The following is a 25,937-nucleotide window of genomic DNA, read 5'->3' as shown; positions in this document are numbered from 1 at the left end:
GCATGTTTCGACGCGCCGCTGCCCTGCCGCTTCTCGTTCTGCTTGCCGCCTGCAATGCCCTTCCCGCCGGACGCGCGCCGGAGCGGGTGCCGAGCGGCCCGATCAGCCGCCCGGCCACCCCGCCCGAACCGACACGCGAAGCGCGGCGTTGTCTTGCCGAACTGGCCGAAAATCAGACGCGTTTTACGGTCCAGCCGGATGCCTATTATGGCGCGGGCTGTTCCACCATCAACACGGTGCGGATCGAGGGGTTGTCAGGCGACGCGGCCAATATCGCCGTCACCAATCTGGGCGCTGTCACATGTCCGCTGGCACAGACCTTTGCCGGATGGGCGCGCTACGGCGTCGATCGGGCGGCGCGGCAGATCCTGGGCAGTTCGCTCATCCGGATCGAGACGATGGGCAGCTATTCCTGCCGCAATGTCGCGGGCACGGGCCGCCGGTCCGCCCATGCGCGGGCCGAAGCCATCGATGTCGCGGCCTTCGTGCTGGCCGACGGGCGCAGGATCAGCGTCCTCGAAGACTGGAATGCGGGCGACGCGGAGGAGCGCGAATTCCTGCGCACCGTACAGCGCAGCGCCTGCAAACGGTTCGGAACGGTGCTGGGACCGGATTACAATGCGGCGCACGCCAATCACTTCCATCTGGAGGAAGGGAGCGGCAGCTTCTGCCGCTGATTTATTCCGGGTCGGGCTGGTAGAAACTGTAGTCGGGCAGCGAATGAAACGCGTGTTTCAGCGCATCGCCCCAGCTTGACGAGATCGCCTGGAAATACGGGTCGTCATGCGCGATCCGGTCCGTATGCGTCGCTTCGAACGTGTCGCGCGGGATCACCATCAGATCGAGCGGCAGACCGACCGAGAGATTGGCCTTCAGCGTCGAATCGAAGCTCACCATCAGCAGCTTGACCGCATCTTCCATGCTCATTTCGCGGTCGTATCCGCGTAGGATGATCGGGCGCCCGTATTTCGTCTCGCCGATCTGGAAGAAGGGCGTGTCCGCGCTCGCTTCGATGAAATTGCCTTCGGGATAGACCAGGAACAGGCGCGGCTCCATGCCTGCTATCTGGCCCGCCACGATGATCGAGGCGGTAAAACGCCCCCGCCCGCGATCGCCGTTTTCCTGCTGGCGATTGCCGACCGTGTGGCGCAGCAGGCGCCCGATCTCGCTGGCGACCTGAAACATGGTCGGCGATTTCAGCAGCACGTTGTCCCGCTCGTCCGGCGCCTTGGTGCGCTCTTCCAGCTGGCTGACCACGGCCTGCGTCGTGGCGAGATTACCCGCGGTCATCACCGTGATGATCCGCTCCCCCTCGACCCGCCAGGAGAACATCTTCCGGAAAACGGAAATGTTGTCGACGCCCGAATTGGTGCGCGTGTCGCTCATCAACACGAGGCCCTTGTCGACCATCATGCCTACACAATATGTCATTGAAACCCCTCGCCCTTCAGGCGTTACTGCTGAACCTGTCGCTGTTCGACCGCGACTTCCACCTCAAGCTCCTGCGATGCCGTGCCGAAGCTGATTCCGGTGACCGGAGCGGCATCGCGATAATCGCGTCCCGTGGCAACCCGGACGTAGCGCTGATCCGGGCTGATCCCGTTGGAAATGTCGAAACCGACCCAGCCCAGCCCTTCGACATAGGCCTCGGTCCAGGCGTGGGTCGCGTCCTGTTCGACCCGGTCGTCCATCATCAGATAGCCGCTGACATAGCGCGCCGGAATGTCGAGCATCCGGGCCGCGCCGATGAAGATATGGGCATGGTCCTGGCAGACCCCGGCCCCCTTGCCGAGCGCCTCTTCGCCTTTCGTGTCGACCCCGGTGCTGCCGATCCGATATTCGACGCGATCGAGGATCTCGGCCGACAGGGCATGAAGCATGTCGAGAGGTCCGAGATCGCGCCCGCGCAACTCCGCGGCGAGCGCACGCATCTTGGGGCCGGGCCGGGTCAGGTCGCTCTGGCTGCAAAAGCTCCATAGCGGCAAGTGCCCGGCGTGCTGCCCGATCACGCCGGCATGGTCGCTGGTGTTGACTTCCCCCCGGCAGGTGATCGTGACGATCGACGCCTCGCTATCGACAGAAACCAGCGTCGTCGTGTTGTGGTGCTGATCTTCGTAAGTCAGTTCGGGCGAGGCATTGTCGTACTCCATCTCCCAGGACACGATTTCCTGGCCCTGCGTTTCCTTGGGCGTCAGCCGCAGGCGCTGCAACGCGTGGACGACCGGTTCGGAGAAACGATAGCGGGTGGTGTGGCGAATGGAGAGGCGCATCAGGACAGGAACCTGTAATCTTCGGAAATGGCCGCGCCGATCGTCGCGTTCGACGCCATGAACTGGCGCAGGAATTCGTGCAGCCCCTGATCGAAGATCGAGTCGATAGTGCGTTCGCTCAAGGATATGTCGGCGCTGCGCATCAAGCGGTTGCTCTGCCCTTCGCTGCCGCGCATCCGGGCCAGCGCCGCGAGATTTTCGCGCAGGGCCGTCTGGCAATAGGAAAGGCTGCGCGGGAAACGCTCGTCCAGCACCAGGAATTCGACGATGCCCCGCGCATCGACCTGACCCGCATTGAGCCAGCGATAGGCGCGATCGCCCGAGACGGCGCGTAGCACCGTGTCCCACTGCCCGGTATCGAGGCTGGAGCCCACATAGGATAGCGAGGGCAGCAGCAGATAATATTTCATGTCGAGGATGCGTGCGATGCTGTCCGACCGCTCGATGAACGTGCCCGCACGGGCGAAATGGAAGCTTTCGTCGCGCAGCATCGTGCCGATCACCGCGCCGTGAACCAGTGTGCCCGCGCGCCGTACCGCCGCCAGGACGTCGCCCACCCGCTGTTCGCCCACCGGGCGGGCCAGCATCTCGCTGATCTGCAACCAGCTGTCGTTGATCGCTTCCCAGACCTCGCCGGTGATGACGTTGCGCGACTGGCGCGCATTGGACCGCACATTGCCGAGCATGGCGAGCACGCTGGCGGGATTGTCCTTGTCCCGCAGAACGTAATTCCACGCCTGCATGCCGGTATAGCTGGCGTGCTTGGCTTCGTAGCCCGGCTGCTGTCCGGCGGTGAGGATGACGGAGCGCCATTCCTCTTCCGCGCTGACGACGTCCCGCGTCAGGGCCATGCGAACGCCCGTATCGAGCAGGCGCGCCGTATTCTCGGCCCGCTCGAGATAGCGGAACATCCAGAAGAGCGAATTGGCTGTCCGGGCTAACATCAGTCCTTCAACACCCACGTATCCTTGGTTCCGCCACCCTGGCTGGAATTGACTACCAAAGACCCTTTCTGAAGCGCCACGCGCGTCAGCCCGCCCGGTGTGATGTCCACATTGTCGGGCGAAACGAGCACGAAGGGTCGCAGGTCTACATGGCGCGGCGCGAGGCCCTGCTTGGTGAAGATCGGACAGGTCGACAGCGACAGCGTCGGCTGCGCGATGTAGTTTTCCGGCCTCTCCTTCAGCTTGTCGCGAAAAGCGGCGATCTCGCGCTTGGATGCCGTCGGGCCGATCAGCATCCCGTATCCGCCCGAGCCGTGGACTTCCTTGACCACCAACTCTTCGAGATTGTCGAGCACGTACTTCAGACTGTCCTCTTCGGCGCAGCGCCACGTCTCGACATTGGGAAGCAGCGGTTTCTCGCCAGTGTAGAACTCCACGATTTCCGGCATGAAGCTGTAAATCGCCTTGTCGTCGCACACGCCGGTGCCGGGCGCATTGGCGATGGTGATGCGGCCCGCGCGATAGACATCCATGATGCCCGGAACGCCCAGAACGCTGTCCGGATTGAAGGTCAGCGGATCGAGAAATTCATCGTCGACCCGGCGATAGATCACGTCGACCGGCTTGTAGCCGCCGGTGGTGCGCATCTGTACGCGCCCGCCGACGACGCGCAGATCGCTGCCCTCGACCAGTTCGGCGCCCATCTGATCGGCCAGGAAGGCGTGTTCGAAATAGGCGGAATTGTAGATGCCCGGCGTCAGCACGGCGATCACCGGCTTGCCTTCGGTGCAATCGGGCGCGCAGGCCGCCAGGCTGCGGGCGAGGCGACGTGGATAGTTGGAAACCGATTCCACCGGAACGCGCATGAACAGTTCGGGGAACATGTTCATCATCGTTTCGCGATTTTCGAGCATGTAGGACACGCCGCTGGGCGTGCGGGCATTGTCTTCCAGCACGAAAAATTCGTCCGGCCCGGTCCGCACCAGATCGATGCCGACGATGTGCGTATAGACCCCGCCCGGCGGCGTGAAGCCGACCATGTTGGGGAGCCATGCGGCATTGTTGCGGAACAGGCGTTCGGGCACGCGGCCCGCGCGGATGATTTCCTGCCGGTGATAGAGATCGTGCATGAAGGCGTTGAGGGCCGACACGCGCTGTTCGATCCCGCGCGTCAACCGGCGCCATTCGCCGGCGGAAATGATGCGCGGCACCATGTCGAAGGGGATCAGCCGCTCTTCGGCCTCGTCCTCGCCATAGACGTTGAAAGTGATGCCGGTGCGGCGGAAAGCGTGTTCGGCATCGCGGTGCTTGCGCTTGAGAAAGGACCCATCTTGTTCCGCGAACCAATCCTGATAGCCGCCATAAGCCTCGCGCACGGAGCCGTCAGGCATGTGCATTTCATCGAATTGGTCGCTAGCGGCCATGGTCCCCCGATATGTCTCGCCCCGCCGGAATCGGCAGGTTCGATAAGAATGGTGCGGTGCAACGCCGCGTCACCTTAACAAAGGATCAACGCGCGTCCAGTTCCCGCAATACCGCTTCGATCGCCTCCGGCGTGTTCACGAAGCCCATGTGGGTACAGCGCAAGCACACCGTCCGATCGCGTTCTCCCGGGCGGCCACAGGCGCTGCGCGGGCTGACGACGCCGTCGCGCGGGCTCCACAGCGCAATCGTTTCCACCGGAGGCTTTTCGGACGGAATGGCGTCGAATTCGGGCTCGTCCACCCGATGCCCGGCAATCGCCTGATAGGCGCGCCAGCCATTGTTGGCGCGCGGACTGCCCGAAAAAGGCGAACCCATGGTGATGATCTTGGAAACCTTGTCCGGATGCAGCTTGGCGATTTCACGCGCCATGACCCCGCCGAGGCTCCAACCGACGAGGACGACCGGCTCGCCCTTGCGATCGAACAGGTCGATCAGGCGATTTTCCACCTTGCGGAAGCGGTCTTCGGTGGCGCCGAAATTGTATCCCACGCCCCAGCGTTTGGCCGTGTGCCCCGCCTTTTCGAGCTGCCGCGCCATGTAGCGCATGCGGATGGGGTGCGCGCCGAAGCCGGGCAGCAGCATCACCGTCTGCGGATGGCGGGCCTGCGGGATGTGGAGCGCGGGCCGGAACAGGCGCTTCAAGGGTTCGGCCACCCAGCCCAACTCGCCAAGCAGCAGCTTGGTCGGCGGGGTCGAGACCTCTTCCGCGCACGGCTCGCTCGCCAGCGCCCAGCGCCGCGCCAGCTCCGCCTTGTGCTGAAGCGCGGCTTCGCGCAGCGGAATGTCTTTGAACGGTAACGTTGCCATCATGGCTTCATAACGCGGACCCCCGCCGATCCGATCCCGAAAGCGCATGCGTCTTCGTCGTGTCACGAAACCGTAACGCAAGCCAAAGCGCCTCCGCCCGTTGCCTCGTGCCCTCGCGTTCCCCATATGTGCGCGCATGGCCGAACTCGTAATCCGCAGGGGGCTGGAAGAGCCCGACACCACCGGGCAATTCGTGCCCCACAAGCCCAACCGCCCGGAGAAATCCATGGGCGGCAAGCGCTTCGAACTGGTGAGCGACTATACCCCCGCAGGCGACCAGCCGACGGCGATCGCCGAATTGACCGAAAGCGCGAAGGAGGGCGAACAGACCCAGGTGCTGCTCGGCGTCACCGGCTCGGGCAAGACCTTCACCATGGCCAAGGTGATCGAGGAATTGCAGCGCCCTGCCCTGATCCTGGCCCCCAACAAGATCCTCGCCGCGCAGCTTTACGGGGAATTCAAGAGCTTCTTCCCCAACAACGCGGTCGAATATTTCGTCAGCTATTACGACTATTACCAGCCCGAAGCCTACGTCCCCCGCTCGGACACCTATATCGAGAAGGAAAGCTCGGTGAACGAGGCGATCGACCGGATGCGCCATTCGGCCACGCGCGCGCTTCTGGAACGCGACGACGTCATTATCGTCGCCTCTGTCAGCTGCCTCTACGGCATCGGCTCGGTCGAAACCTATTCGGCGATGATCTTCGACATCAAGAAAGACGAGACGGTCGACCAGCGCGAGCTGATCCGCAAGCTCGTCGCGCTGCAATACAAGCGCAACGATGCCGGCTTCGCGCGCGGCAATTTCCGGGTGCGCGGCGACAATCTCGAACTCTTCCCCAGCCACTTGGAAGACACCGCCTGGCGGATCAGCTTCTTCGGTGACGATATCGAGGAGATCGCCGAATTTGATCCCCTGACGGGCAAGAAGGGCCAGATCCTCGACAAGGTGCGCGTCTACGCCAATTCGCACTACGTCACCCCCGGCCCGACGATGAAACAGGCCGCCGAAGCGATCCGCTTCGAACTGACCGAACGTCTGAAGGAATTGAATGAGGAAGGACGCCTGCTCGAAGCGCAGCGTTTGGAACAGCGCACCAATTTCGATCTCGAAATGATCGCGGCCACCGGCAGTTGTGCGGGAATCGAGAATTATTCGCGCTTCCTTACCGGACGGCTACCGGGCGAACCGCCGCCGACGCTGTTCGAATATTTGCCCGAAAACGCGCTGCTCTTCGTCGATGAAAGCCACCAGACCGTGCCCCAGGTCGGCGCGATGGCGCGCGGGGACCATCGCCGCAAGATCACGCTGGCCGAATACGGCTTCCGCCTTCCCAGCTGTATCGATAACCGGCCCCTGCGCTTCAACGAGTGGGACGCGATGCGCCCGCAGACCTTCTGCGTGTCCGCCACGCCGGGAAGCTGGGAGATGGAACAGACCGGCGGCGTCTTCGCCGAACAGGTCATCCGCCCGACCGGCTTGATCGACCCCCCGGTCAATATCCGCCCTGTCGAAGATCAGGTGCAGGATTGTATCGAGGAGTGCAAGAAGACCGCCGCGAAGGGCTATCGCACGCTGGTGACCACGCTCACCAAACGCATGGCCGAAGACCTGACCGAGTTCATGCACGAAGCGGGCGTCAGGGTCCGTTACATGCACTCCGACGTCGAGACGCTCGAGCGTATCGAACTGATCCGCGACCTGAGATTGGGCGTTTACGACGTGCTGGTCGGCATCAATCTCCTGCGCGAAGGGCTCGATATTCCCGAATGCGGCCTCGTCTGCATTCTCGATGCGGACAAGGAAGGTTTTCTGCGCTCCGAAACCTCGCTGATCCAGACCATCGGTCGCGCCGCCCGCAATGTGGACGGGCACGTGATCCTCTATGCCGACCGGATCACCGGATCGATGGAACGCGCGATGGCCGAAACCGGCCGCCGCCGCGAGAAACAGCGCGAATATAACGAGGAACACGGGATCACGCCCCAGACGATCAAGCGCCAGATCGCGGATATCGTCGCGCACACCGCGGCGGGCGACGGAGTCACGGTCGACACCGGAGACGACGAGCGCAACAACCTCGTCGGCCACAATCTGCGCGCCTATATCGAGGATCTGGAGAAGCGCATGCGCAACGCCGCCGCCGATCTCGAATTCGAAGAGGCGGGCCGCCTCCGCGACGAAATCCGCCGCCTCGAGAACGACGAACTCGGCCTTGGAGAACAGGAGAAGAAAGCCCCGCTGGTAGGGCGCAGCAATGAAGGCAAGCCGGGCACGCGAAAGACCCGGTTTGGCAAGACGCGCTACAAGAAGATGGGCGGCAAGCCCTGATCGTGCATTTACCGGCTCGGCGGGCCCTGCCATAGCCTGAGCCATGAAATTTCCCGTCGCTTTGGCCGCTCTCGTCCTCACCGCCGTCCCGTCCGCTTCCTTCGCGCAGGAGCAACCGACTGCGGAAACTGTCGGCGAAATCGTCCCGCAGGTCAAAAGCCGCGATCTGACCGGCACGTTCGGCGGCAAGCGCGTGTCCTATACCGCCACCGTCAAGGAGAACCTCCTGTTCTCCGAAGACGAAACCAAGCCCGAGGCGGTGATCGTCACGACGAGCTATGTCGCCAATCCGCGCGACACCTCGCGCCCGGTCTTCTTCCTGTTCAATGGCGGGCCGGGCTCGGGATCGGTCTGGTTGCAGATGGGTGCCTTCGGGCCGAAGCGGGTCGCGATACCCGGCGATGCGCGCGACGACGGGGCGCCGCCCTATCCCATCCTCGACAATCCGGACAGCCTGCTTGACGTTGCGGACCTCGTCTTCATCGATCCGCCGGGCACCGGCTTCAGCTATCTGACCGAAGGGACCGACCCCAAGAAATATTACGGCATCAGCCAGGATGCGCGCGCCGTGGCGGACGTGATCCGGTTGTGGCTGAACGAGAACGGGCGCTGGAACAGCCCGAAATATCTCGGCGGGGAAAGCTACGGCACCACCCGCACCGCCGCAGTCGTCAACGAGCTGGAGGCGGGCACGTTCAACGATGTCGGTCTGAACGGTCTAGTCCTCATTTCGACCATCCTCGATTTCGCCGGGCGCGAGCCGACGCCGGGTAACGAGCTGGCCTATGTCGTCACGCTCCCCAACATGGCCGCAGCCGCCTATTATCACGATAAGGTTCAGGCGCCTTCCGTCGAGGCGATCGTGGAGGAAGCGCGCCGTTTTGCCATCGGGCCCTATGCTTCCGCGCTGCTCAAGGGGCAGGACCTGCCCGCCGCCGAGCGGGCAGCGGTTCGCGCGGAGATGGCGCGGCTGACCGGCCTGTCCGAAACCTATCTCGACCAGGCCGAACTGCGCGTGACGGACCAGCGATTCTACAAGGAATTGCTGCGCGATCGCGGCCTCACGATCGGGCGGCTCGATGCGCGCTATACGGGCCGCGATTTCGATTCCGCCGGCGAGACGCCCGATAACGATCCCAGCTTCTACGGCATCGATGCAGGCTATACCGCCGCGATCAACAGCTGGCTGCGCGAGACTTTGGGCTTCGAAACGCGCCGCGAATATCAGTCGATCGGGTTCGAACCGGGCCGCAATTGGGACTGGACGCTCGGCCAGGGTCGCGGCGCCTATCTCAATGTCGCGCCCTATATCGGCAAGGCGATGCGCGAGAATTCCGGGCTGCGCACCTTCGTGGCGCAAGGCTATTACGATTTCGCCACGCCTTTCTTCGGCGCGGAATATTCCCTGAACCGCGTCGGCATCCCGCAGGATCGGGTGGAGTTCCATTATTACGACGCGGGCCACATGATGTATGTGCGCGAAGAAGACCGCGCGAAGCTGTCCCGCGATCTGCGCGTCTTCATCCGTGCGCGCTAGGCTGGGGATAGCGGACTTGCATGCCGGGCACGATGGGGATTAGCGGGGCCGCGATGCGTCGCTTCCTTCCGTTCCTGCCGCTTCTGGCCCTTGCCGCCTGCAAGCCGCCCGCATCGGACGATTACGTCGCGCGCATCCCGATCGACGAGCGGGAAGCGCCCGCCGATCCGATCCAGTCGCCCGACACCGAAGACGCTGCCTGGGTGGAAGGCCAGCCGCGCGAGGGCGCGGTGGAGCGGATCATCTACGGAAAGCCCGGTGAGCGGCCCTTGATGGCGCTGTCCTGCCTCGACGACGAGGACGGCACGCGCGTCGCCTATGAAAGGCTGGTCCGCGCCGATCCGCGGGCGCAGGCGATTCTGGCCCTCATCGGCAATTCACATGTCACGCGGCTGTTCGTGGATTCGACCAAAATGGGCGAAGCGTGGATCTGGCGCGGCGCGAGCCCGGCGGACGAGCCGGGGCTGGACGCGCTGACCGGCGGACGCTCGGTCGAAGCGACGGTGCCGGGCGCGGGTTCGGTCATCCTGAACGCCAGCCCGCTGCCGGGCGAACTTATCGATCGCTGCCGGGCGCGGCTTCGGGCGAAAGAGCGCGCACCAGATCGGGCAGAGCCTGCGGCGTGAGGACTTGCGGCAATTGCCGCGCCTCGCCCCCCGGCGGATACCAGAGATAGAGCGGAACGCCCGCCGCGCCCTGATCGGCGAGGAAGCTGGCAATCGCCTCGTCCCGGCGCGTCCAGTCGCCGCGCAGGGTTACGACGCCCGCTTCTTCAAATGCGGCGCGGGTCGCCTCGCGCTCGATCGCGACGCTTTCATTGACCTTGCAGGTCACGCACCAAGCGGCCGTGAACCAGACGAAGAGGGGACGGCCCGAAGCGCGCGCTTCTGCCAGAGCGCTTTCGGAGAAAGGTTGAGGATCGAGCAGGCTGTCCGCAACGGAAACCTCGCGCGCGAGGGGCTGACTGGCGCTCCACCATCCAAGGACAAGCGCGGTTGCCAGCGCGACCCAGCCAAATCTGTTGCGGCGCGCCAGAAGCACGACCAGTCCCGCGACGGCCAGAATCGCGATCAGCGCTGCCAGACCGACAAACGTCCACCCGCCGAGCCGCCAGACCAGCCATCCCAGCGCCAGCACCGTCAGCCCCATCGGCAAGGCCATCCATGCGCGAAACCGCCCGAGCCAGGGGCCGGGGCGCGGGAGCAGCCGTCGCAGCCGAGGCACGAAACCGACTGCAACGAAGGGCAGCGCCAGCCCGACACCCAGCGCCACGAAGATCGCCATGCCCTCCAGCGGAGCGAGCACCAAAGCCGCGCCGAGAGCCAGCGCCATGAATGGCCCGGTGCACGGTGTCGCGACAAAGGCGGCGAGGAGGCCGGTGGCGAAGGATCCGCTCGCGCTCGGCCCGCGTCCGGAGATCGCGAAGCCGGGGAGCTCGAACAGGCCGAGGAAATTGGCCGTGATCGCGGCGGTCAGCGCGAACAGAGCCAGCACCACGCCCGGCTCCTGCAGTTGAAACGCCCAGCCGACCTGCTGGCCCGCCGCGCGCAAAGCCATCACCAGCGCGCCGAGCACGGCGCAGGCGAAGACCACGCCCGCCATATAGGCCAGCGCGTCATGCCGCGCCGCCCGCTCGTCCCCGCCCGCTTTGGCGAGAGCCAGCGCCTTCAGGCTGAGGATCGGAAAAACGCAGGGCATGATGTTGAGCAGCAATCCGCCTGCGAAAGAAGCGAGGATCAACAGCCAGAGCGACGGCAATTCCGCTTCGGAGGCGAGAGGCCTCGCGCCATCGATGGAGATCGACTGCGGGACGGCATCGAACCGCAGCCCCTCCCCGTTGCCGAAGCCGATAATGCCGGACAGGCTGGCAAGGCCGTTCCCTTCCGGCGCTGCGCCTGCCAGCGGGACATCCGCAACCAGCAGGTTGCCCTTGCGCACGAAACGCTGGGGCGCTGCATAATCCACACGCGCGCCGCCCCCCAGATCGCTCTGCCGCACGAAAATATGCGGATCGCTCAGCGCCAGATCGGCAGGCAGGGGAATCGCGACGCGCAGCGTCTCGCCGACGATTTCGAACCCGCCCTCGCGGTCCAGCAGGGGCGCGACCTCGGCTCGCCAGCGATCGAAATCGCCCCCGCGCGTCGCTTCCAGGCGCGCATCCTGCGGCACGCAGATCCGGTCGGTGCAGGCGAGATAGGCGACGAACCCCGTCAACGGCGCGTCGAGCGCGGCGGCATCGGGCCCCACCCTGACGGGGACGAGCACCGTGTAATCGCCTTCGTAGATGTGGTTCATGAGGCCTGCGATCAACAGCCGTTCGGGCACGGGATAGATCGGCTCGCCCATCGTCCAGCCGTCCGGCAGGTTCAGCGTCAGGTCCATACCCTGCCCCGCATCGCCCGGATTGGCGTAATAACCGTGCCATTCGGGCGCTCTGGGCCGGAAGCGCAAGGCAAGCATCCACTCCTCGCCCGCCACCGGCGCGCCATCGGCATAAAGCGCCACCGCCATGTTCGCATCGCCGAAGCGCGCGTCCTGCGCGCGGACCGGCTGTGCCCCCAACGGCTGGGCAACGAGCGAAAGCAGGACGACGAGGCACAGCGCCAGAGCGGCGCGAAAATCCGTCAATATCCTTGCCTCGCTCACGCGGCAGGCTCTACTGCCCGGACGTGCGCCGCGCAACGAGCTAAGGAGCCCCGACATGGCCGAAAACGATACCTGCGATCTGATCATCATCGGTGGCGGCCTCGTCGGCATGACGCTGGCGCTGGCGGCAGCGAGCAAAGGGATCACCAGCCATGTGGTCGACCGCGCCGATCCCGCCGATCTGACGGCGGAAGGCTTCGACGGGCGCGCTTCCGCCATTTCTACCGCCAGCTGGCGCCTGTTCCGCCATATCGGCCTGGGCGACGCGCTGGAGCCGTTCGCCTGTCCGATCGAATCCATCGCCGTCACCGACCAGATGAAGCCGGGCCGGATCGACTTCACGCCCGAACCGCATGAAGGCTCGCTCGGTCGGATGTTCCCGAACCGCCAGCTGCGGCTCGCTCTGTTCGAAGCCGCGCGCGCCGAGCCCGCGATCCGCTGGCACGAACGCGCCGAGATCGTGGCGCGAGAGCGTGGAGAGCATGGCGTTTCGGTCACTCTCGCGGACGGCAGCGTGCTGAAGGCGGCCGTGATGGTCGGCGCGGAAGGGCGCGGATCGCCCACGCGCGAGGAAGCGGGGATCTCGATCGCTCAGTGGCAATACGATCACCGCGCCATCATCGCCGGGCTCACGCATGCCAAGCCGCATGACGGGGTGGCGTGGGAAATCTTTTACCCCGCAGGGCCGTTCGCGCTTCTGCCGATGCGCGACGGGGAAGATGGTTCGCACCATAGCGCGCTGGTCTGGACGGTCGATGAAAAGGATGCGGCGGGCACGCTCAAGCTCGGCGACCGGGCCTTTCTGGCCGAAGTCGAGGAGCGGATGCACGGCATTCTGGGCGCTATCACCGACGTCGGCCCGCGATCGAGCTTCCCGCTCGGCTTTCATCACACCGCCACCATTACCGATCGGCGCCTCGCGCTGGTCGGCGATGCCGCGCATGGCATCCATCCGATCGCGGGCCAGGGCCTCAATCTCGGCCTGCGCGATGTCGGCGCGCTGGTGGAGGTGTTCGAAGAGGCACTGCGGCTCGGCCTAGATCTCGGCGATGCGCAGGTGCTCGCACGCTACGAGCGCTGGCGCGGGCTCGACAGTTTCATGGTGGCGCTGGCGACCGACGGGCTGACGCGCTTGTTCGGCGTGCCCGGCAAGACCGCCTCGGCCGTGCGCCGCTTCGGCATGGGCGGCGTCCAGCGCATCGGCCCGTTGAAGGACTGGTTCATGGACGAAGCGCGCGGGATCACCGGCGACCTGCCGGAGCTGCTGCGCGCCTGAAGCGTCAGAGTTCGGGTGCGCCCTGAACCGGGCTGGCCTGTTCGATCCGGTTTCCCGCCCCGTCGCGCAGGCGGCGCGGTTCGAGAACGGCTGCGGTCTCGATCAGGTCGAGCGCGCGCTGGGTGGCCGCATATTGTTCGGCGCGCGCGATCCATTGGGCGGCATTGTCCGCACCGGGCAGATTGCGCACTTCGGCGATGGCCGCTTCGGTGCGTCCGCTTTCGAGGAACATACGCGCCCGGTCGAGGCGCCGTTCGGGCTGCGGCGACGGCGTGCTTTCGCGGCGAACGACGAAGAGCTGCGACAATTCGCTGCGCACGAGATCCCAGCTGAACCGGCGATCGGGTTCCGACAGGCTGGGTGCCAGCCCGTCGAGCCGGGCGGTCAGCATGTCGAGCGTGATCGGATTGCGCGACTGGTCGATGATGGTGCGCACTGCATTGGGCATCGCGTCACCGAAGCGAAGCCGCAACTGATCGGCGAGGAAGCCCAGCTCCGCGCCCTTTTCGATGGCGCGGCGCGTGGCGAAGGCGATCAGCAACCCTTCGGCGCGGGCGGTGTTGCCTGCCGTCGCCTGCGCCTGAAGGTCGAGCCGGGCCAGCCGCTGTTCGGCGGCGGCCAATCGCTGGTCGATCCCGCCCTGCTGGTCCACCACGCGCTCCACCGCGGCGGCCTGGCGCGCGGCATTGGTGGCGCTGGCGCGCGGTGTCGGCGTGGGCGATGCGGCTGCCTGCGCCGTCTGTGGCGTCTCGCCGGCCATCATCGCCGCTTCGGCCTGCGCCGGATCGCGCTCGGCCCCGGCCTGCGCCCCAGCCTGAGCGTCGAGATAGCGATAGGTTCCGTAACCGATCACCGCCCCGCCCAGCAGGAAGGACGCGGTGAGTGCGATCAGCACCGGGCGGAAGGATTTGCGCCCCGATCCGGCACCGCGATTGGTATAAATAGTGTCGTTCATTCAGGTCCGCTTGCGATCCCGCGCTATTGCACCTTGGCCCCCCGCACCGAAATGAACCGGCGCGCCTTTACCCTGCCTTACTACACACTTGCGCAGCCAAGGCCAGCAGAGCCGCGTCCTCGGGCCGCTCTGCGATGTGGATGGCGCGCCAGCCGGTCCCGATCATAGGCACCAGGCGCGGTCCGATCAGGACCGGTTCTAAGCTGGACCGATCCAGTCCCAGACGGTCACATTCCGAAGCGAAATGGCCTGCCAGCTCGGCGGAATGCAGCACTACGACGCCGCCTACGCGCATTTGCTGGGCGAGCGCCGAAGGGATCGGTAAATGAGTAACGCGATAGACGATGACGTCCGTCACCGCGATCCCGGCAGGCACATCGAGCGCGACGCGCGCTTCCCCGCACAGGCGCAGAAGGTCGAGATTGCGCCCAGCCAGCGATGCGACGACAGGCGCCAGCCCGCCCCGCCCCACTGTTTCGACGGTGAAACCGGCAGCGCGCGCGGCTTCGGCCGTCGTCTCGCCGACACAATGAACGGGCAGATCGCGCAAGGCCGCAAGGCCTGGCCCGCCATGGCGAAACACGTTGGCGCTGCCGATCAGCAGGCCGTCGAAGGATCGTGCGGGCGCTTCCCAGGAAACGGGCTCCACGCGGGCAAGCGGCTCGCCTTCGATACCAAGGCCGATGGCGCGGGCAGTGGAGGCGCTCGCGCTCCAGCCCGGTTCCGGGCGGAGCAGGAAGGCCGGACGGCTCACGCCGCGCCTTCGAACAGAGAACGGACCTGTTCGGGCGCTTCCTTGAGCAATGTTTCGGCCAGAGCGCGCGGGCCTTCGCGATCGGCGCGCGCCATGCGGGCTTCATCCTCGATCCGGATGGCGCCTTCCGCGCTGTAGATCGCGGCGCGCAAGACCAGCTCTTCGCCTTCGATCCGGCTGAGCGCAGCGACCGGGCTATGGCACGATCCGCCCAGCCCGGCGAGCAGCGCGCGTTCGGCCATCACCTCGTCATGGCTCGCGCGGTGGTCGATCGCCGCGAAGATATCTTGCATCGTCTCGTCCCCGGCGCGGCATTCGATGCCGATCGCGGCCTGGCCGGGCGCAGGCAGCCAGTCTTCGGGATCGAGCCGCGTACCGACCGCATCCTCGCCCAGCCGGTTGAGGCCTGCAGCGGCAAGAAAGGTCGCATCGACTTCTCCGGCGGCGAGCTTCGCCATGCGCGTCGCGACATTGCCGCGAAACGTGACCACGCGGCAATCGGGCCGCCGATGCAGCAATTGGGCGGCGCGGCGCGGCGCGCTGGTCCCGATAGTGGCGCCTTGCGGGAGAGCCACGACCGTCTCCGCGCCGAGCAGCCGGTCCGCCCGGTCCTCGCGTTCCAGAATGGCGACGATCGAGAACCCTTCGGGCCGGATCGTCTCGACATCCTTCATCGAATGCACCGCCCCGTCGATCCAGCCTTCCTCCAGCCAGATGTCGAGTTCGCGCGTCCACAGCGCCTTGCCGCCGATTTCCGCCAGCGGGCGGTCCTGTATCCTGTCGCCGCTGGCGATCACCGGCATCAGGTCGACTGCGCTTTCGTCCCATCCATGCGCCGCGCACAGGCGCGCCCGGGCTTCGCTCGCCTGCGCCATCGCCAGAGGCGAACGGCGCGTGCCGAGGCGGATGGGGCGATCGAGACGAGGGGTTCTTGAATTGGAGGCTGGCATCGCGTCGCCTTGCCCTAGCGGTGTGGGTCGCTAAGGGAAAGTGCGATGGGCCTGGTACTGGGAATAGAATCGAGCTGCGACGAAACCGCGGCGGCGCTCGTCACGAGCGAGCGCACGATTCTGGCGCAGCGCATCGCCTCGCAGGATGCGGAACACGCACCCTATGGCGGCGTCGTTCCCGAAATCGCGGCGCGCGCCCATGCCGAACGGCTGGCCCCGATGATCGATGCGGTGCTGAAGGATGCGGGCAAGACGCTTGCCGATTGCGATGCCATCGCCGCCACGGCCGGGCCGGGCCTGATCGGCGGCGTGATGGTCGGCCTGGTCAGCGCCAAGGCTCTGGCGATGGCGAGCGACACGCCGCTGATCGCGGTCAATCATCTGGAAGGGCACGCCCTTTCTCCGCGCCTCAGCGATCCCGATCTCGGCTTTCCCTATCTGCTGCTGCTCGTATCCGGCGGACATTGCCAGATCCTGCTGGTCGAAGGCGTGGGCGACTATCGCCGCCTCGCGACGACGATCGACGATGCGCTGGGCGAAGCCTTCGACAAGAGCGCCAAGGTGCTGGGGCTCGGCTATCCCGGCGGCCCGGCGGTGGAACGGCTGGCGAAAGAGGGCGATGCGGCGAATGTGCCTCTGCCTCGCCCCCTGCTCGGTTCGAAAGAGCCGCATTTCTCCTTTGCAGGGCTTAAAAGCGCGGTGTTGCGGGCGAAAGATGCGGGCATCCATTCCGATGCCGACATCGCGGCGAGCTTCCAGCAGGCCGCGCTCGATTGCGTGCTCGATCGGCTGGCATTCAGCGCGGATCGGATCGATCCTGTGCCCGCTCTCGTGGTCGCCGGGGGCGTGGCGGCCAATGCCGCGATCCGTTCGGGGCTGGAGGAATTCGCACAGGCGCGCGGGATGCGCTTCGTCGCTCCGCCGCCCAGCCTCTGCACCGACAATGCGGCCATGATCGCCTGGGCGGGGTGTGAGCGGCTGGCGCTGGACGGGTTCCGGCCCGATCCGCTGGACATCGCTGCAAAGCCGCGCTGGCCGCTGGACCCGGATGCCGAACCGGCGCGCGGCGCGGGCGTAAAGGCATGAGCGCGACCGGTTCCTCTCCCACGGTCGGCGTCATCGGTGCAGGCGCCTGGGGCACCGCGCTCGCCCAGATGCTGGCGAGCGACGGGCGCGACGTGCTGCTGTGGGCGCGCGAAGAGGCTCTGGTCGAGGAAATCAATTCCGCGCGTACCAATTCGGTCTATCTCCCCTCTGCCCAGCTCGCGCTGACCATCCGCGCCACCAGCGATCTGGCGGAGATGGCCTCGCTCGACGTCGCTCTGGTCGTCACGCCGGCGCAGCATATGGGCAGCGTTCTCGAAGCGATGCCCAGCCATCCGAATGATCTGGTACTGTGTTCGAAGGGGATCGAGGCGAGTACCGGGCGGCTGATGAACCACGTCGCGCGCGATGCCGCGCCCGGTTCGGCCATCGCCGTGCTGTCCGGGCCCACTTTCGCGCACGAAGTCGCCGAAGGTCTTCCCACCGCCGTCACCCTGGCGTGCGGCGGGGGCGAGGATCAGTGGGACCGGCTCGCATCCCTGATCGCCCGGCCAGCCTTTCGCCCCTATTTCTCGAACGATGTCGCGGGCGCGGAAATCGGCGGTGCGGTCAAGAACGTGCTCGCCATCGCCTGCGGCGTGGTGGACGGGCTCGACCTCGGCCAGAACGCCCGCGCCGCCCTGATCGCACGCGGCTATGCCGAAATGCTGCGCTTTGGCGAGGCGCTGGGCGCGCGGGCGGAGACGCTGGCGGGTCTGTGCGGACTGGGCGATCTGGTGCTTACCTGCTCGTCCACCTCCAGCCGCAATTTCTCGCTCGGCAAAGCGCTTGGCGCAGGGCGCAGCGCCGCCGATCTGATGGCGGATCGCCGCACCGTGGCGGAAGGCGCACACACCGCGCCGGTCCTCGCGCGGATGGCGCGCAACATGGATATCGCCATGCCGATCGTCGCCGCCGTCGAACGCCTGCTGGACGGCGCGGAAGCGCGCGGTGTGGTGTCCGACTTGCTTGCAAGACCGTTGCGCGCGGAACGCAGCGCCTGAGCATGGGCCTGCCACCGACAACCCCCAATGTCGGGCCTGTCCCCGGCACCCCAGCCGGTACGCCACCGGAAGAGCCGGACGGCGATATCGCGGCGCTGGCCAAGGGTGGCCGCACCAACTTCTTCGGCTTCCTTCTGCGCCTTGCCGCGCGCCTGCCCTTCCTCTTCATCGCCGGGCGGCTTTACGGCGCGGCGGAACTCGGCCGCTTCGCCTCGGCCCTCGTCGTGGTCGAACTCGTCGCGCTGCTGTGCTCGCTCGGCGAGAAGCGCGGGCTTGCGCAGCGCCTGGCGGAAGGCGAGGGGAAGAAGCATCCCACCAATGTCGTCTTCGACGGCATTCTGCTGGCGACGCTGTTTTCCTCACTCGCCGCCCTGTTCTTCTGGCTCGTGCCCGCGCCGCTCTTCCCGTCGGGTGAGTATAACTGGCTCGACCTGCTGATCGTGCTCGCCATCCCCGGCTATGCGCTGACCGAGATCGTCCTCGCCGCCCAGGCCTACAAATACGACATCGCAACCACTGTCAGGGCACGCGCCGTAGTGGAGCCGTGGACGATTTCGATCATGGCGGGGGTGTTCTATTTCGTCCCCGTTCTCCAGTCTTCCGGCCTCAATCTGGCCTATCTCATCTCGATCTATGCCGGTCTGGCGACAGGCCTCTGGTCGTTCCTCAAGAGCTATGGCCTCCCCAAAGGCTGGCGCCCGCGCCCGCGCGCCATGAGCAAAATGACGGTACGCGCCCTTCCGCTGGCGACCGCGGACGCGATCGAATGGGGCACGCGGCGTATCGACATCTTCCTCCTCGGCCTGTTCGCCGCGCCCGCCGCCGTGGGGGTCTATTATGTGGCGCAGCAGGTCGCGAGCCTGCCGCAGAAGCTGAAGACGAGCTTCGAGCCGATCCTCGGCCCGGTCATCACCAAAAATCTGAAAACGAAGAATTACGTCAAGATCGCGCAGCAGGTCTGTCAGGTCGGATTCTGGATCACGGCGATGCAGGCGGGGATCGCACTGGCGCTAGGCGTGCCGGGCGAGGCGGTGATGGGCTTGGTCGGCCCGAATTTTGTCGGCGGCACCGGCGCGCTCGCTTTCCTCCTCGCCGCCGAGGTCGTCGCGGCGACGGCGGTCGTGTCGGAAGCCGCGCTGATCTATGTCGCGCGGGTCCGCAATCTTTGGATCTCCATCGCCACCATCGCCTTCCAGGCGGTGCTGACTGTGGGGCTGATCCTGCTGGTCGACGAACTGCAATATCCCGAACCGTTCAAAGCCGCCGCCGCCGCGATCGCGCTGATGATCGCGCTCGGCCTCGCAAGTCTCGTCAAGGCGATCCTGCTCGGGCGGATTCTGGGCCATCCGGTCAACAATTGGCGCTGGGCGGTGGTGTGGGCGGCAGCGCCCGCCGTGGTGGTGGGCTACGGGGTGACTCGCCTTCCCGAATGGGCGGAGCTGGTCTTCGGCATCCCGGCGATCCTGCTGACCTATGGCTGGGTGATCTGGCGCAAGGGCTTCGGGCCTGAGGACCGCGTCCTCTTCCGCCGCAACGTGGCCCCCGACACCGATTGAGACACAGGCCAGGCGGGCAAAGCCCCCTTTTGCTCCGCGCCCACGCTCGCTAAGGCGCGGGACATGTCCCTTCGCCCAACACTTTTTCTTGTCGCCGGTGCCGCGCTCGTCGCGGGAATCGGCTATGTCGCGGGCCAAAGCTATGGCGCCGGTTTTCTCGCGTCCAAATCCTCCGAAGTCGAAGCTGCGATCGCTTCCGCCGATGGCGGGACGGTAACGGCCCGGCTGATCAACCCGCTGGGATCGCCCACGCGCCATCCCGTCCTCGAAAATGCCGGATCGCTGTCGGAAGCCAAACGCGCGCGCGTGGCCGAAGCCGTCGCCGCCGTACCGGGTATCGGCGGCGTTTCCTGGGCGGACGGATCGGCCACTGCGCAGGCCGGTACGCTGCAATACACGCCGCTCCACTGTCAGGAGGATGTCGAAGGGCTTTTGCGCTCACGCTCGATCCGGTTCGAGGAAGGCTCCGCCGCGCTCGATCCGGCGAGCCGCGTTCTCCTCGACGAGGTCGCCGATGCGCTGCGCCCCTGTCTCGGATCGATCATCGCGATTACCGGGCACACCGACAACACGGGGCCCGAGCCCGGCAATCTGGCCTTGAGCCAGGAACGGGCGCGCACGGTGCGCGAAGGCCTGGTCGTTCGCGGCATTCCGCGCGACGGGCTGCGCGCACGCGGGATCGGATCGCAGGAGCCGGTCGAGGGACTGGCGCCCGGCGATCCGGCCAACCGGCGCATCGAATTCTCGGTCATCGCCACCGAACCGCTCGTCCCCACGCCCGTCGATACGCCGGGAGCCCGCTGATGCCGATCTGGTTCGAAATTACCGTGATTATGCTGAGCGCCTATGGGCTGGGCGTGGCGGCGGGATGGGCGCTGTGGAATCGCCCCGCACCCGACAGGCCGGAATTCGACAATGATGACAGTGACGGAGACGCATGATGATGGAGATGATTGAAGCGAACTGGCCGCTGCTGCTGGTCGCCTTCCTGATCGGCCTCGCGATCGCGTGGTTCCTTTTCAATGCGAGCCGCCGGACCAAGGTAAAGGGTGAGCGGCAGGACGTGCTTGACGAAGGCGCCGCGCCCGCTGCGCGCAATCAGGCGTTGATCGATTCCGCTCCCGCCGCGGGCGCTGCGCCATCCCCCTCTCCGGCTCCGACTGCCTCCGCCACACGGAAGGAAGCGCCCTCGACTGTGCCGCCCGCGACACCCATGGGGCTGGCAGGGACGGGCGCGGCGGTCTCCGCCAGCGTAGAAGACGCGCAGGAAACCCGTGCGGAAGAGGTCGTGGATACGCCTTCTTCGACAGAGACGCCTGCGCCCGCACAGCCCCAAGCTCCGGCACCGGCTCCTGCCACCGCGTCGCTGAATGCGGATGGGAAAGACGATCTGACGCGTCTCAAGGGCGTCGGCCCCAAGCTTGCCGCCGCGCTGGAAGGGCTCGGCATCACCTCGCTGGAAACGATCGCGAACTGGGACGATGCCGAGATCGATCGCGTGGATTCGAAGCTTGGCCGCTTCCAGGGCCGCATCAGGCGCGACGACTGGGTCACGCAGGCCCGCCTGCTTACCGGCGGAGACAAAGCCGCCTACGAAGCCAAGTTCGGACGGCTCGATTGATTTATGTTACAGCTTGACGTCCTCTCCTAGACCCCTAGCCTTGCGACTCGGCGCGAAACTTCGCGAGCGATGGGGGATGAGAGGAGAACGGAACTATGGGCCAGCCAGTCATTCTCGTTGCGGAAGATGAAACGATCGTCGCCTGGGATCTGTGTGCCACGGTAGAAGAAGCGGGCTACACGGTCGAAGGGCCCTATACCGATATCTCCTCCGCCATGCTCGCCTATCAGAAGCAGAAGCCCGACGTCGCCATCCTCGATGTGCAATTGGGAGACGGCAACGTCTTCCCCCTGGCCGAACAGATGATGGCCGAGGATATTCCGGTGATCTTCCATTCGGGCAATTACACGCCTGGCGAGGTTTCCGAACGCTTCCCGCACTCGCATGCCCTGGCCAAGCCCTGCCCGCCCGCCGCCATCATCGATTCCGTCCAGAACGCCCTGCGCTGATCGGGCATTTCGGCCGAGGCGGCGTCGCGGCATAACGCGGCGCCCTCATCAACGGGTTCTTCCCCTTGAAGCGCCCCCGCAAGCCTGCCATCGCTTCTATAAAGAGATGAGGAGATAATATGGCTGGCATGGTGCCCTTCGCATGGGACGATCCCTTCGCCCTGGACGACCAGTTGAGCGAAGACGAACGCATGATCCGCGACGCGGCGCATGCCTTCGCGCAAGGCGAATTGCAGCCGCGCGTTCGCGAAGCCTTCAGCTCGGAAAAGGACGCGCCCGAACTGTTCCCACTGATGGGTCAGGCCGGCCTGCTGGGCGCGACCATCCCCGAGGAATTCGGCGGCGCGGGCGCGGGCTATGTCGCCTACGGGCTGATCGCGCGCGAGATCGAGCGAGTCGATAGCGGCTATCGCTCGATGGCGAGCGTCCAGTCGAGCCTCGTGATGTATCCGATCCACGCCTACGGATCGGACGAGCAGCACCGCAAATACCTCCCCGGCCTCGCCAGCGGCGAACTGATCGGCTGTTTCGGCCTGACAGAACCCGATGCGGGCAGCGATCCCGGCTCGATGAAGACGGTCGCGAAGCAGGATGGCGACGGATACGTCATTTCGGGGTCCAAGACCTGGATTTCCAACTCCCCCTTCGCCGACGTCTTCGTGGTCTGGGCCAAGAGCGAGGCGCATGGCGGCAAGATCCGCGGCTTCGTTCTGGAGAAGGGGATGCAAGGGCTCTCCGCACCCAAGATCGAAGGCAAGATGAGCCTGCGCGCCAGCACCACCGGCATGATCGTGATGGACGAGGTGCGCGTGGGCGCCGATGCGCTGCTTCCCAATGTGGAAGGATTGAAGGGGCCGTTCGGCTGTCTCAACCGCGCACGCTACGGCATCAGCTGGGGTGCGATGGGTGCGGCGGAATTCTGCATGCACGCCGCGCGGCAATACGGGCTCGACCGGCACCAATTCGACGTTCCGCTGGCGTCCAAGCAGCTCTACCAGCTGAAGCTGGCCGACATGCTGACAGACATCGGCCTGGGCCTGCAGGCGAGCCTGCGCGTCGGGCGCCTGATGGACGAGGGCAAATTCGCGCCGGAGATGATCTCCGTCGTCAAGCGCAACAATGTGGGCAAGGCGCTGGATATCGCGCGCAAGGCCCGCGACATGCATGGCGGCAACGGGATTTCCGAGGAATATCAGGTGATCCGCCACATGGTGAACCTCGAAACGGTCAACACCTACGAAGGCACGCACGATGTCCACGCCCTGATCCTGGGCCGGGCGATAACGGGCATTCCGGCGTTCTGACTTCCAATTCCGCGCGCGCCGGACCTACGGCGCGCACCATGCATTGGGAGAGGTGATGACCCAAGACATTCGCCTGCACGGCTATTACCGCAGCTCCACCTCCTATCGCCTGCGCATCGCGCTGGAATTGAAGGGGCTCGCCCATGAATACGTGCCCGTCAATCTGCTCAAGAGCGAACAGAAGGACGAGGCCTACCGGGCGCGCAACCCGTTCGGATCGGTGCCGATGCTGGAAGCGAAGGGGCGCGACCGGGCGCAATCGATGGCGCAGCTCGAATGGCTGGACGAAGCCTATCCCGATACGCCGCGCCTGCTGCCGTCCGATATCGAGGATCGCTTCACCGCGCGCGAGCTGGCCTATGCGATCGCCACCGAACTCCACGCGCCGCTGAATCTTCCGGTGCTGAAATATTTGAAAGACCCGCTCGGCCATTCGCAGGACGAGGTAGACACCTTCTACCGCCATTTCCTGGCGCGCACGCTCGATCCGCTGGAAGAGCGATTGGCCCAGCTCGATACGAAGGACTTCCTGTTCGACCGCCCCGGCCTGTTCGAAGTCGTTCTGCTGCCGCAGATCTACAATGCGCGCCGCTTCGATTTCGGCTTTGCCGACAAGCCGCATATCGCGCGGATCGAGCGGTCCTGCCTCGCCATGACCGAATTTCAGCGCGCCCATCCCGGCGCGCAGCCCGATAATCCCGAAAACACCTGAGAGGACATACATGAAACTCGCCACGCTCAACGATGGAACCCGCGACGGGAAGCTGGTAGTCGTGTCCAAGGACCTGACCCGCTATTGCGCCGCCGACAACATCGCGCCGACATTGCAGGCCGCGCTCGACGATTGGGAAGCCATCGCACCCAAGCTGCAAGCGCTCTACACCGATGTCGAACACGAAGCGGTGCCCTGCGAACGCTTCCACGAACGCGAGGCGCATTCGCCACTGCCGCGCGCCTATCAGTGGGCGGACGGTTCGGCCTATATCAACCACGTCGAACTGGTGCGGAAGGCGCGCGATGCGGAGGTACCGGAAAGCTTCTATCACGACCCGCTGATGTACCAGGGCGGTTCGGACAAGTTCCTGCCGCCGCGTGCCGACATTCCCTTGGGCGATTCCGCCTGGGGCTGCGATATGGAAGGCGAGATCGCCGTCATCACCGACGATGTCCCGATGGGCGTATCGAAGGATCAGGCAGCGGATCACATCAAGCTGCTCATGCTCGTCAACGATGTGTCCTTGCGCGGCTTGATCCCGGCGGAACTCGGCAAGGGGTTCGGCTTCTTTCAGTCCAAGCCCTCCAGCGCGTTCAGCCCCGTCGCGGTGACGCCGGACGAATTGGGCGATGCGTGGAAGGACAGCGTGATCCATCTGCCCCTGATGGTGGACTATAACGGCGAGCCCTTCGGCCGCGCCGAAGCGGGCGAGGATGCGACCTTCAGCCTCGCCGAGCTGGTCGCCCACGCCGCCAAGACGCGCGATCTGGGCGCAGGCGCGATCATCGGATCGGGCACGGTTTCGAACAAGGGCGAGGATGGCGGTCCGGGCAAGCCAGTCAGCGAAGGCGGGCGCGGCTATAGCTGCATCGCCGAAATCCGCATGATCGAGACCATCTATGACGGCGAGCCAAAGACCCGCTTCATGCGCGCAGGCGACACCGTCCGCGTCGAGATGAAGGACCGCGAGGGCCACTCGATCTTCGGCGCGATCGAACAGAAGGTGGTGGAGGCCTAAGGCCTCCGAATATCGGAGAGGGGGACCGCTCCTAAAGCTTGGTCCCCCTTCCCGTTACGCGTAAGGATCACATCGAACGCGCGATCACCATTTTCATGATCTCGTTCGATCCGCCGAAGATGCGCGTAATGCGGCTGTCGCGGAACATGCGCGCAATCGGATAATCGTTGATGTAGCCGGCCCCGCCATGCAGCTGCAGGCACTTGTCGACCACCTCGCCCTGCAATTCGGTGACCCAATATTTCGCCATGCAGGCCGTCGGCACGTCCAACTCGCCCTTCAGGTGCTTGGCGATGCAATCGTTGACGAAGATCTTCGCCGCCGTGCCCTTCGCCTTGAGGTCCGCGAGCACGAACTGGGTGTTCTGGAAATCCCAGATCGTCTGGCCGAACGCCTTGCGTTCCTTGGTGAACTTCACCGTTTCTTCCAGCGCGCGTTCGATCGTGGTCATCCCGCCCATCGCGATGATCAGGCGTTCCTGCGGCAATTCGCCCATCAGCTGGTAGAAGCCCTTGCCCTCTTCCCCGCCGAGCACGTTTTCTGCCGGGACGAACACGTCGTCGAAGAACAATTCGCTGGTGTCCTGCGCATCCAGCCCGACCTTGTCGAGCTTCTTGCCGCGCTGAAACCCTTCGGCGCCTTCGGTCTCCAGCAGCATCAGCGAGATGCCCTTGGCCCGCTCCTTCGGGTCGGTCTTGGCGACGACGATCACGAAATCGGCGATCTGGCCGTTCGAGATATAGGTTTTGGCCCCGTTGATGCGGTAGCCATTCCCGTCCTTCAGAGCGGTGGTGGTGATGCTCTGAAGGTCGGAACCGACGCCCGGTTCGGTCATGGCGATCGCGCTGACAAGCTCGCCGGAGACAAGCTTGGGCAGGTACTTTTTCTTCTGCTCCTCGGTCCCGTGGCGGACCAGATAGGGCAGGATCACGGTGTTGTGCAGGCTGGCGGAAAAGCCTTCGACGCCGTGTTTGCCCTGCTGGTCGATCACCACCATTTCGTGGCGGAAATCGCCGCCATGACCGCCATATTCCTCAGGCACGGACGCGCCGAGCAAGCCCGCTGCGCCCGCCTCGTTCCAGAATTCGCGTTCGACCTGGCCGTCCTCGCGCCATTTCAGCACGCGCTTTTCGGGCGCATGCTTCTCGTAGAACTTGCCGACCGCGTCCGAGAAGATCGCGATCTCCTCGTCCTGCATATATTCCGGCTCGGGTACGTCGATGACGGCCAT

The 25,937-nt window shown here is 65.4% G+C and carries 25 protein-coding genes; 15 read left to right on the top strand and 10 right to left on the bottom strand.

Annotated features, from left to right (window positions below; genetic code table 11):
• Window positions 1-2: 2 nt before the first annotated feature.
• Complete coding sequence (locus tag J7347_RS00930) at window positions 3-677, top strand: extensin family protein (RefSeq protein ID WP_209160496.1); 675 nt, start codon at window positions 3-5, stop codon at window positions 675-677.
• 1 nt (window position 678) lies between these two features.
• Here the strand turns inward: J7347_RS00930 and J7347_RS00925 are convergent, their stop codons facing one another.
• The 5 genes from J7347_RS00925 to J7347_RS00905 all read right to left on the bottom strand — a co-directional run bounded on the left by J7347_RS00925 (window position 679) and on the right by J7347_RS00905 (window position 5,506).
• Window positions 679-1,431, bottom strand: coding sequence for a proteasome-type protease (locus J7347_RS00925; protein ID WP_209160494.1), 753 nt, complete (start codon window positions 1,429-1,431; stop codon window positions 679-681).
• Window positions 1,432-1,454: 23 nt separating this feature from the next.
• Complete coding sequence (locus tag J7347_RS00920; RefSeq protein WP_209160492.1) at window positions 1,455-2,270, bottom strand: transglutaminase family protein; 816 nt, start codon at window positions 2,268-2,270, stop codon at window positions 1,455-1,457.
• Window positions 2,270-3,214 carry an alpha-E domain-containing protein gene (locus J7347_RS00915; RefSeq protein WP_209160490.1) on the bottom strand — a complete coding sequence of 315 codons (945 nt, stop codon included), beginning with the start codon at window positions 3,212-3,214 and terminating at the stop codon, window positions 2,270-2,272. Before J7347_RS00915 ends, J7347_RS00920 begins: the two co-directional genes overlap by 1 nt.
• Complete coding sequence (locus J7347_RS00910; protein WP_067683891.1) at window positions 3,214-4,638, bottom strand: circularly permuted type 2 ATP-grasp protein; 1,425 nt, start codon at window positions 4,636-4,638, stop codon at window positions 3,214-3,216. Before J7347_RS00910 ends, J7347_RS00915 begins: the two co-directional genes overlap by 1 nt.
• 85 nt (window positions 4,639-4,723) lie before the next feature.
• The gene (locus J7347_RS00905; protein WP_209160488.1) at window positions 4,724-5,506 is read right to left on the bottom strand and encodes an alpha/beta fold hydrolase; all 783 of its coding nucleotides are present in this window, start codon (window positions 5,504-5,506) and stop codon (window positions 4,724-4,726) included.
• 136 nt (window positions 5,507-5,642) lie between these two features.
• Between J7347_RS00905 and uvrB the strand changes: the two genes are divergently transcribed.
• From uvrB to J7347_RS00890, 3 genes are read left to right on the top strand one after another with little or no spacing between them, the layout of a single operon-like run.
• Complete coding sequence (uvrB, locus tag J7347_RS00900; RefSeq protein ID WP_209160486.1) at window positions 5,643-7,838, top strand: excinuclease ABC subunit UvrB; 2,196 nt, start codon at window positions 5,643-5,645, stop codon at window positions 7,836-7,838.
• A 43-nt stretch (window positions 7,839-7,881) separates the two neighbouring features.
• A complete protein-coding gene (locus tag J7347_RS00895) occupies window positions 7,882-9,375 on the top strand; it encodes a peptidase S10 (protein WP_209160484.1) in 1,494 nt (497 codons plus the stop codon).
• A gap of 53 nt (window positions 9,376-9,428) precedes the next feature.
• A complete protein-coding gene (locus J7347_RS00890; protein ID WP_209160482.1) occupies window positions 9,429-10,001 on the top strand; it encodes a hypothetical protein in 573 nt (190 codons plus the stop codon).
• Here J7347_RS00890 and J7347_RS00885 read toward each other — a convergent pair.
• Window positions 9,931-12,003, bottom strand: coding sequence for a thioredoxin family protein (locus J7347_RS00885; protein WP_245173752.1), 2,073 nt, complete (start codon window positions 12,001-12,003; stop codon window positions 9,931-9,933). The genes J7347_RS00890 and J7347_RS00885 overlap by 71 nt on opposite strands.
• 73 nt (window positions 12,004-12,076) lie before the next feature.
• On the opposite strand from J7347_RS00885, the gene J7347_RS00880 reads away from it, so the two are divergent.
• A complete protein-coding gene (locus tag J7347_RS00880) occupies window positions 12,077-13,297 on the top strand; it encodes a UbiH/UbiF/VisC/COQ6 family ubiquinone biosynthesis hydroxylase (RefSeq protein ID WP_209160477.1) in 1,221 nt (406 codons plus the stop codon).
• A 4-nt stretch (window positions 13,298-13,301) separates the two neighbouring features.
• On the opposite strand, the gene J7347_RS00875 is transcribed toward J7347_RS00880, so the two are convergent.
• The 3 genes from J7347_RS00875 to hemC all read right to left on the bottom strand — a co-directional run bounded on the left by J7347_RS00875 (window position 13,302) and on the right by hemC (window position 15,956).
• Window positions 13,302-14,252: a hypothetical protein gene (locus J7347_RS00875; protein WP_209160475.1), complete on the bottom strand. Its 951-nt coding sequence runs from the start codon at window positions 14,250-14,252 to the stop codon at window positions 13,302-13,304.
• A 67-nt stretch (window positions 14,253-14,319) separates the two neighbouring features.
• The gene (locus tag J7347_RS00870; protein ID WP_209160473.1) at window positions 14,320-15,006 is read right to left on the bottom strand and encodes a uroporphyrinogen-III synthase; all 687 of its coding nucleotides are present in this window, start codon (window positions 15,004-15,006) and stop codon (window positions 14,320-14,322) included.
• On the bottom strand, window positions 15,003-15,956 hold the full coding sequence (gene hemC / locus J7347_RS00865) for a hydroxymethylbilane synthase (protein ID WP_209160471.1): 954 nt from the start codon (window positions 15,954-15,956) through the stop codon (window positions 15,003-15,005). The genes J7347_RS00870 and hemC overlap by 4 nt, the downstream gene beginning before the upstream one ends.
• Before the next feature lie 45 nt (window positions 15,957-16,001).
• Here hemC and tsaD point away from each other — a divergent pair, with 45 nt between their 5' ends.
• From tsaD to J7347_RS00815, 10 genes are all read left to right on the top strand, one after another.
• The gene (tsaD, locus tag J7347_RS00860; protein ID WP_209160469.1) at window positions 16,002-17,042 is read left to right on the top strand and encodes a tRNA (adenosine(37)-N6)-threonylcarbamoyltransferase complex transferase subunit TsaD; all 1,041 of its coding nucleotides are present in this window, start codon (window positions 16,002-16,004) and stop codon (window positions 17,040-17,042) included.
• Window positions 17,039-18,043, top strand: coding sequence for an NAD(P)H-dependent glycerol-3-phosphate dehydrogenase (locus tag J7347_RS00855; protein WP_209160468.1), 1,005 nt, complete (start codon window positions 17,039-17,041; stop codon window positions 18,041-18,043). Before tsaD ends, J7347_RS00855 begins: the two co-directional genes overlap by 4 nt.
• Window positions 18,044-18,045: 2 nt before the next feature.
• Window positions 18,046-19,599, top strand: a complete 1,554-nt coding sequence (locus J7347_RS00850) for an oligosaccharide flippase family protein (protein WP_209160466.1) — start codon at window positions 18,046-18,048, stop codon at window positions 19,597-19,599.
• Between the two features lie 63 nt (window positions 19,600-19,662).
• The gene (locus J7347_RS00845) at window positions 19,663-20,403 is read left to right on the top strand and encodes an OmpA family protein (protein WP_209160464.1); all 741 of its coding nucleotides are present in this window, start codon (window positions 19,663-19,665) and stop codon (window positions 20,401-20,403) included.
• A complete protein-coding gene (locus J7347_RS00840) occupies window positions 20,403-20,540 on the top strand; it encodes a hypothetical protein (RefSeq protein ID WP_209160462.1) in 138 nt (45 codons plus the stop codon). Before J7347_RS00845 ends, J7347_RS00840 begins: the two co-directional genes overlap by 1 nt.
• Window positions 20,540-21,220 (top strand): hypothetical protein, encoded by a 681-nt coding sequence (locus tag J7347_RS00835; protein WP_209160460.1) that lies wholly within the window; start codon window positions 20,540-20,542, stop codon window positions 21,218-21,220. The genes J7347_RS00840 and J7347_RS00835 overlap by 1 nt, the downstream gene beginning before the upstream one ends.
• A 95-nt stretch (window positions 21,221-21,315) precedes the next feature.
• The gene (locus J7347_RS00830; protein ID WP_209160458.1) at window positions 21,316-21,669 is read left to right on the top strand and encodes a response regulator; all 354 of its coding nucleotides are present in this window, start codon (window positions 21,316-21,318) and stop codon (window positions 21,667-21,669) included.
• A 128-nt stretch (window positions 21,670-21,797) separates the two neighbouring features.
• Window positions 21,798-22,973 (top strand): acyl-CoA dehydrogenase, encoded by a 1,176-nt coding sequence (locus tag J7347_RS00825; protein WP_209161160.1) that lies wholly within the window; start codon window positions 21,798-21,800, stop codon window positions 22,971-22,973.
• Window positions 22,974-23,040: 67 nt separating this feature from the next.
• Window positions 23,041-23,685: a maleylacetoacetate isomerase gene (gene maiA / locus J7347_RS00820; RefSeq protein WP_067683972.1), complete on the top strand. Its 645-nt coding sequence runs from the start codon at window positions 23,041-23,043 to the stop codon at window positions 23,683-23,685.
• 10 nt (window positions 23,686-23,695) lie between these two features.
• Window positions 23,696-24,706 carry a fumarylacetoacetate hydrolase family protein gene (locus tag J7347_RS00815; RefSeq protein ID WP_209160456.1) on the top strand — a complete coding sequence of 337 codons (1,011 nt, stop codon included), beginning with the start codon at window positions 23,696-23,698 and terminating at the stop codon, window positions 24,704-24,706.
• Window positions 24,707-24,773: 67 nt separating this feature from the next.
• Here the strand turns inward: J7347_RS00815 and J7347_RS00810 are convergent, their stop codons facing one another.
• Window positions 24,774-25,937, bottom strand: a complete 1,164-nt coding sequence (locus J7347_RS00810) for an acyl-CoA dehydrogenase family protein (RefSeq protein WP_067683933.1) — start codon at window positions 25,935-25,937, stop codon at window positions 24,774-24,776.

The organism is Erythrobacter sp. A6_0, from assembly GCF_017744235.1.
Classification (GTDB): domain Bacteria; phylum Pseudomonadota; class Alphaproteobacteria; order Sphingomonadales; family Sphingomonadaceae; genus Qipengyuania.
This window is presented reverse-complemented; position numbering and strand designations above follow the sequence as displayed.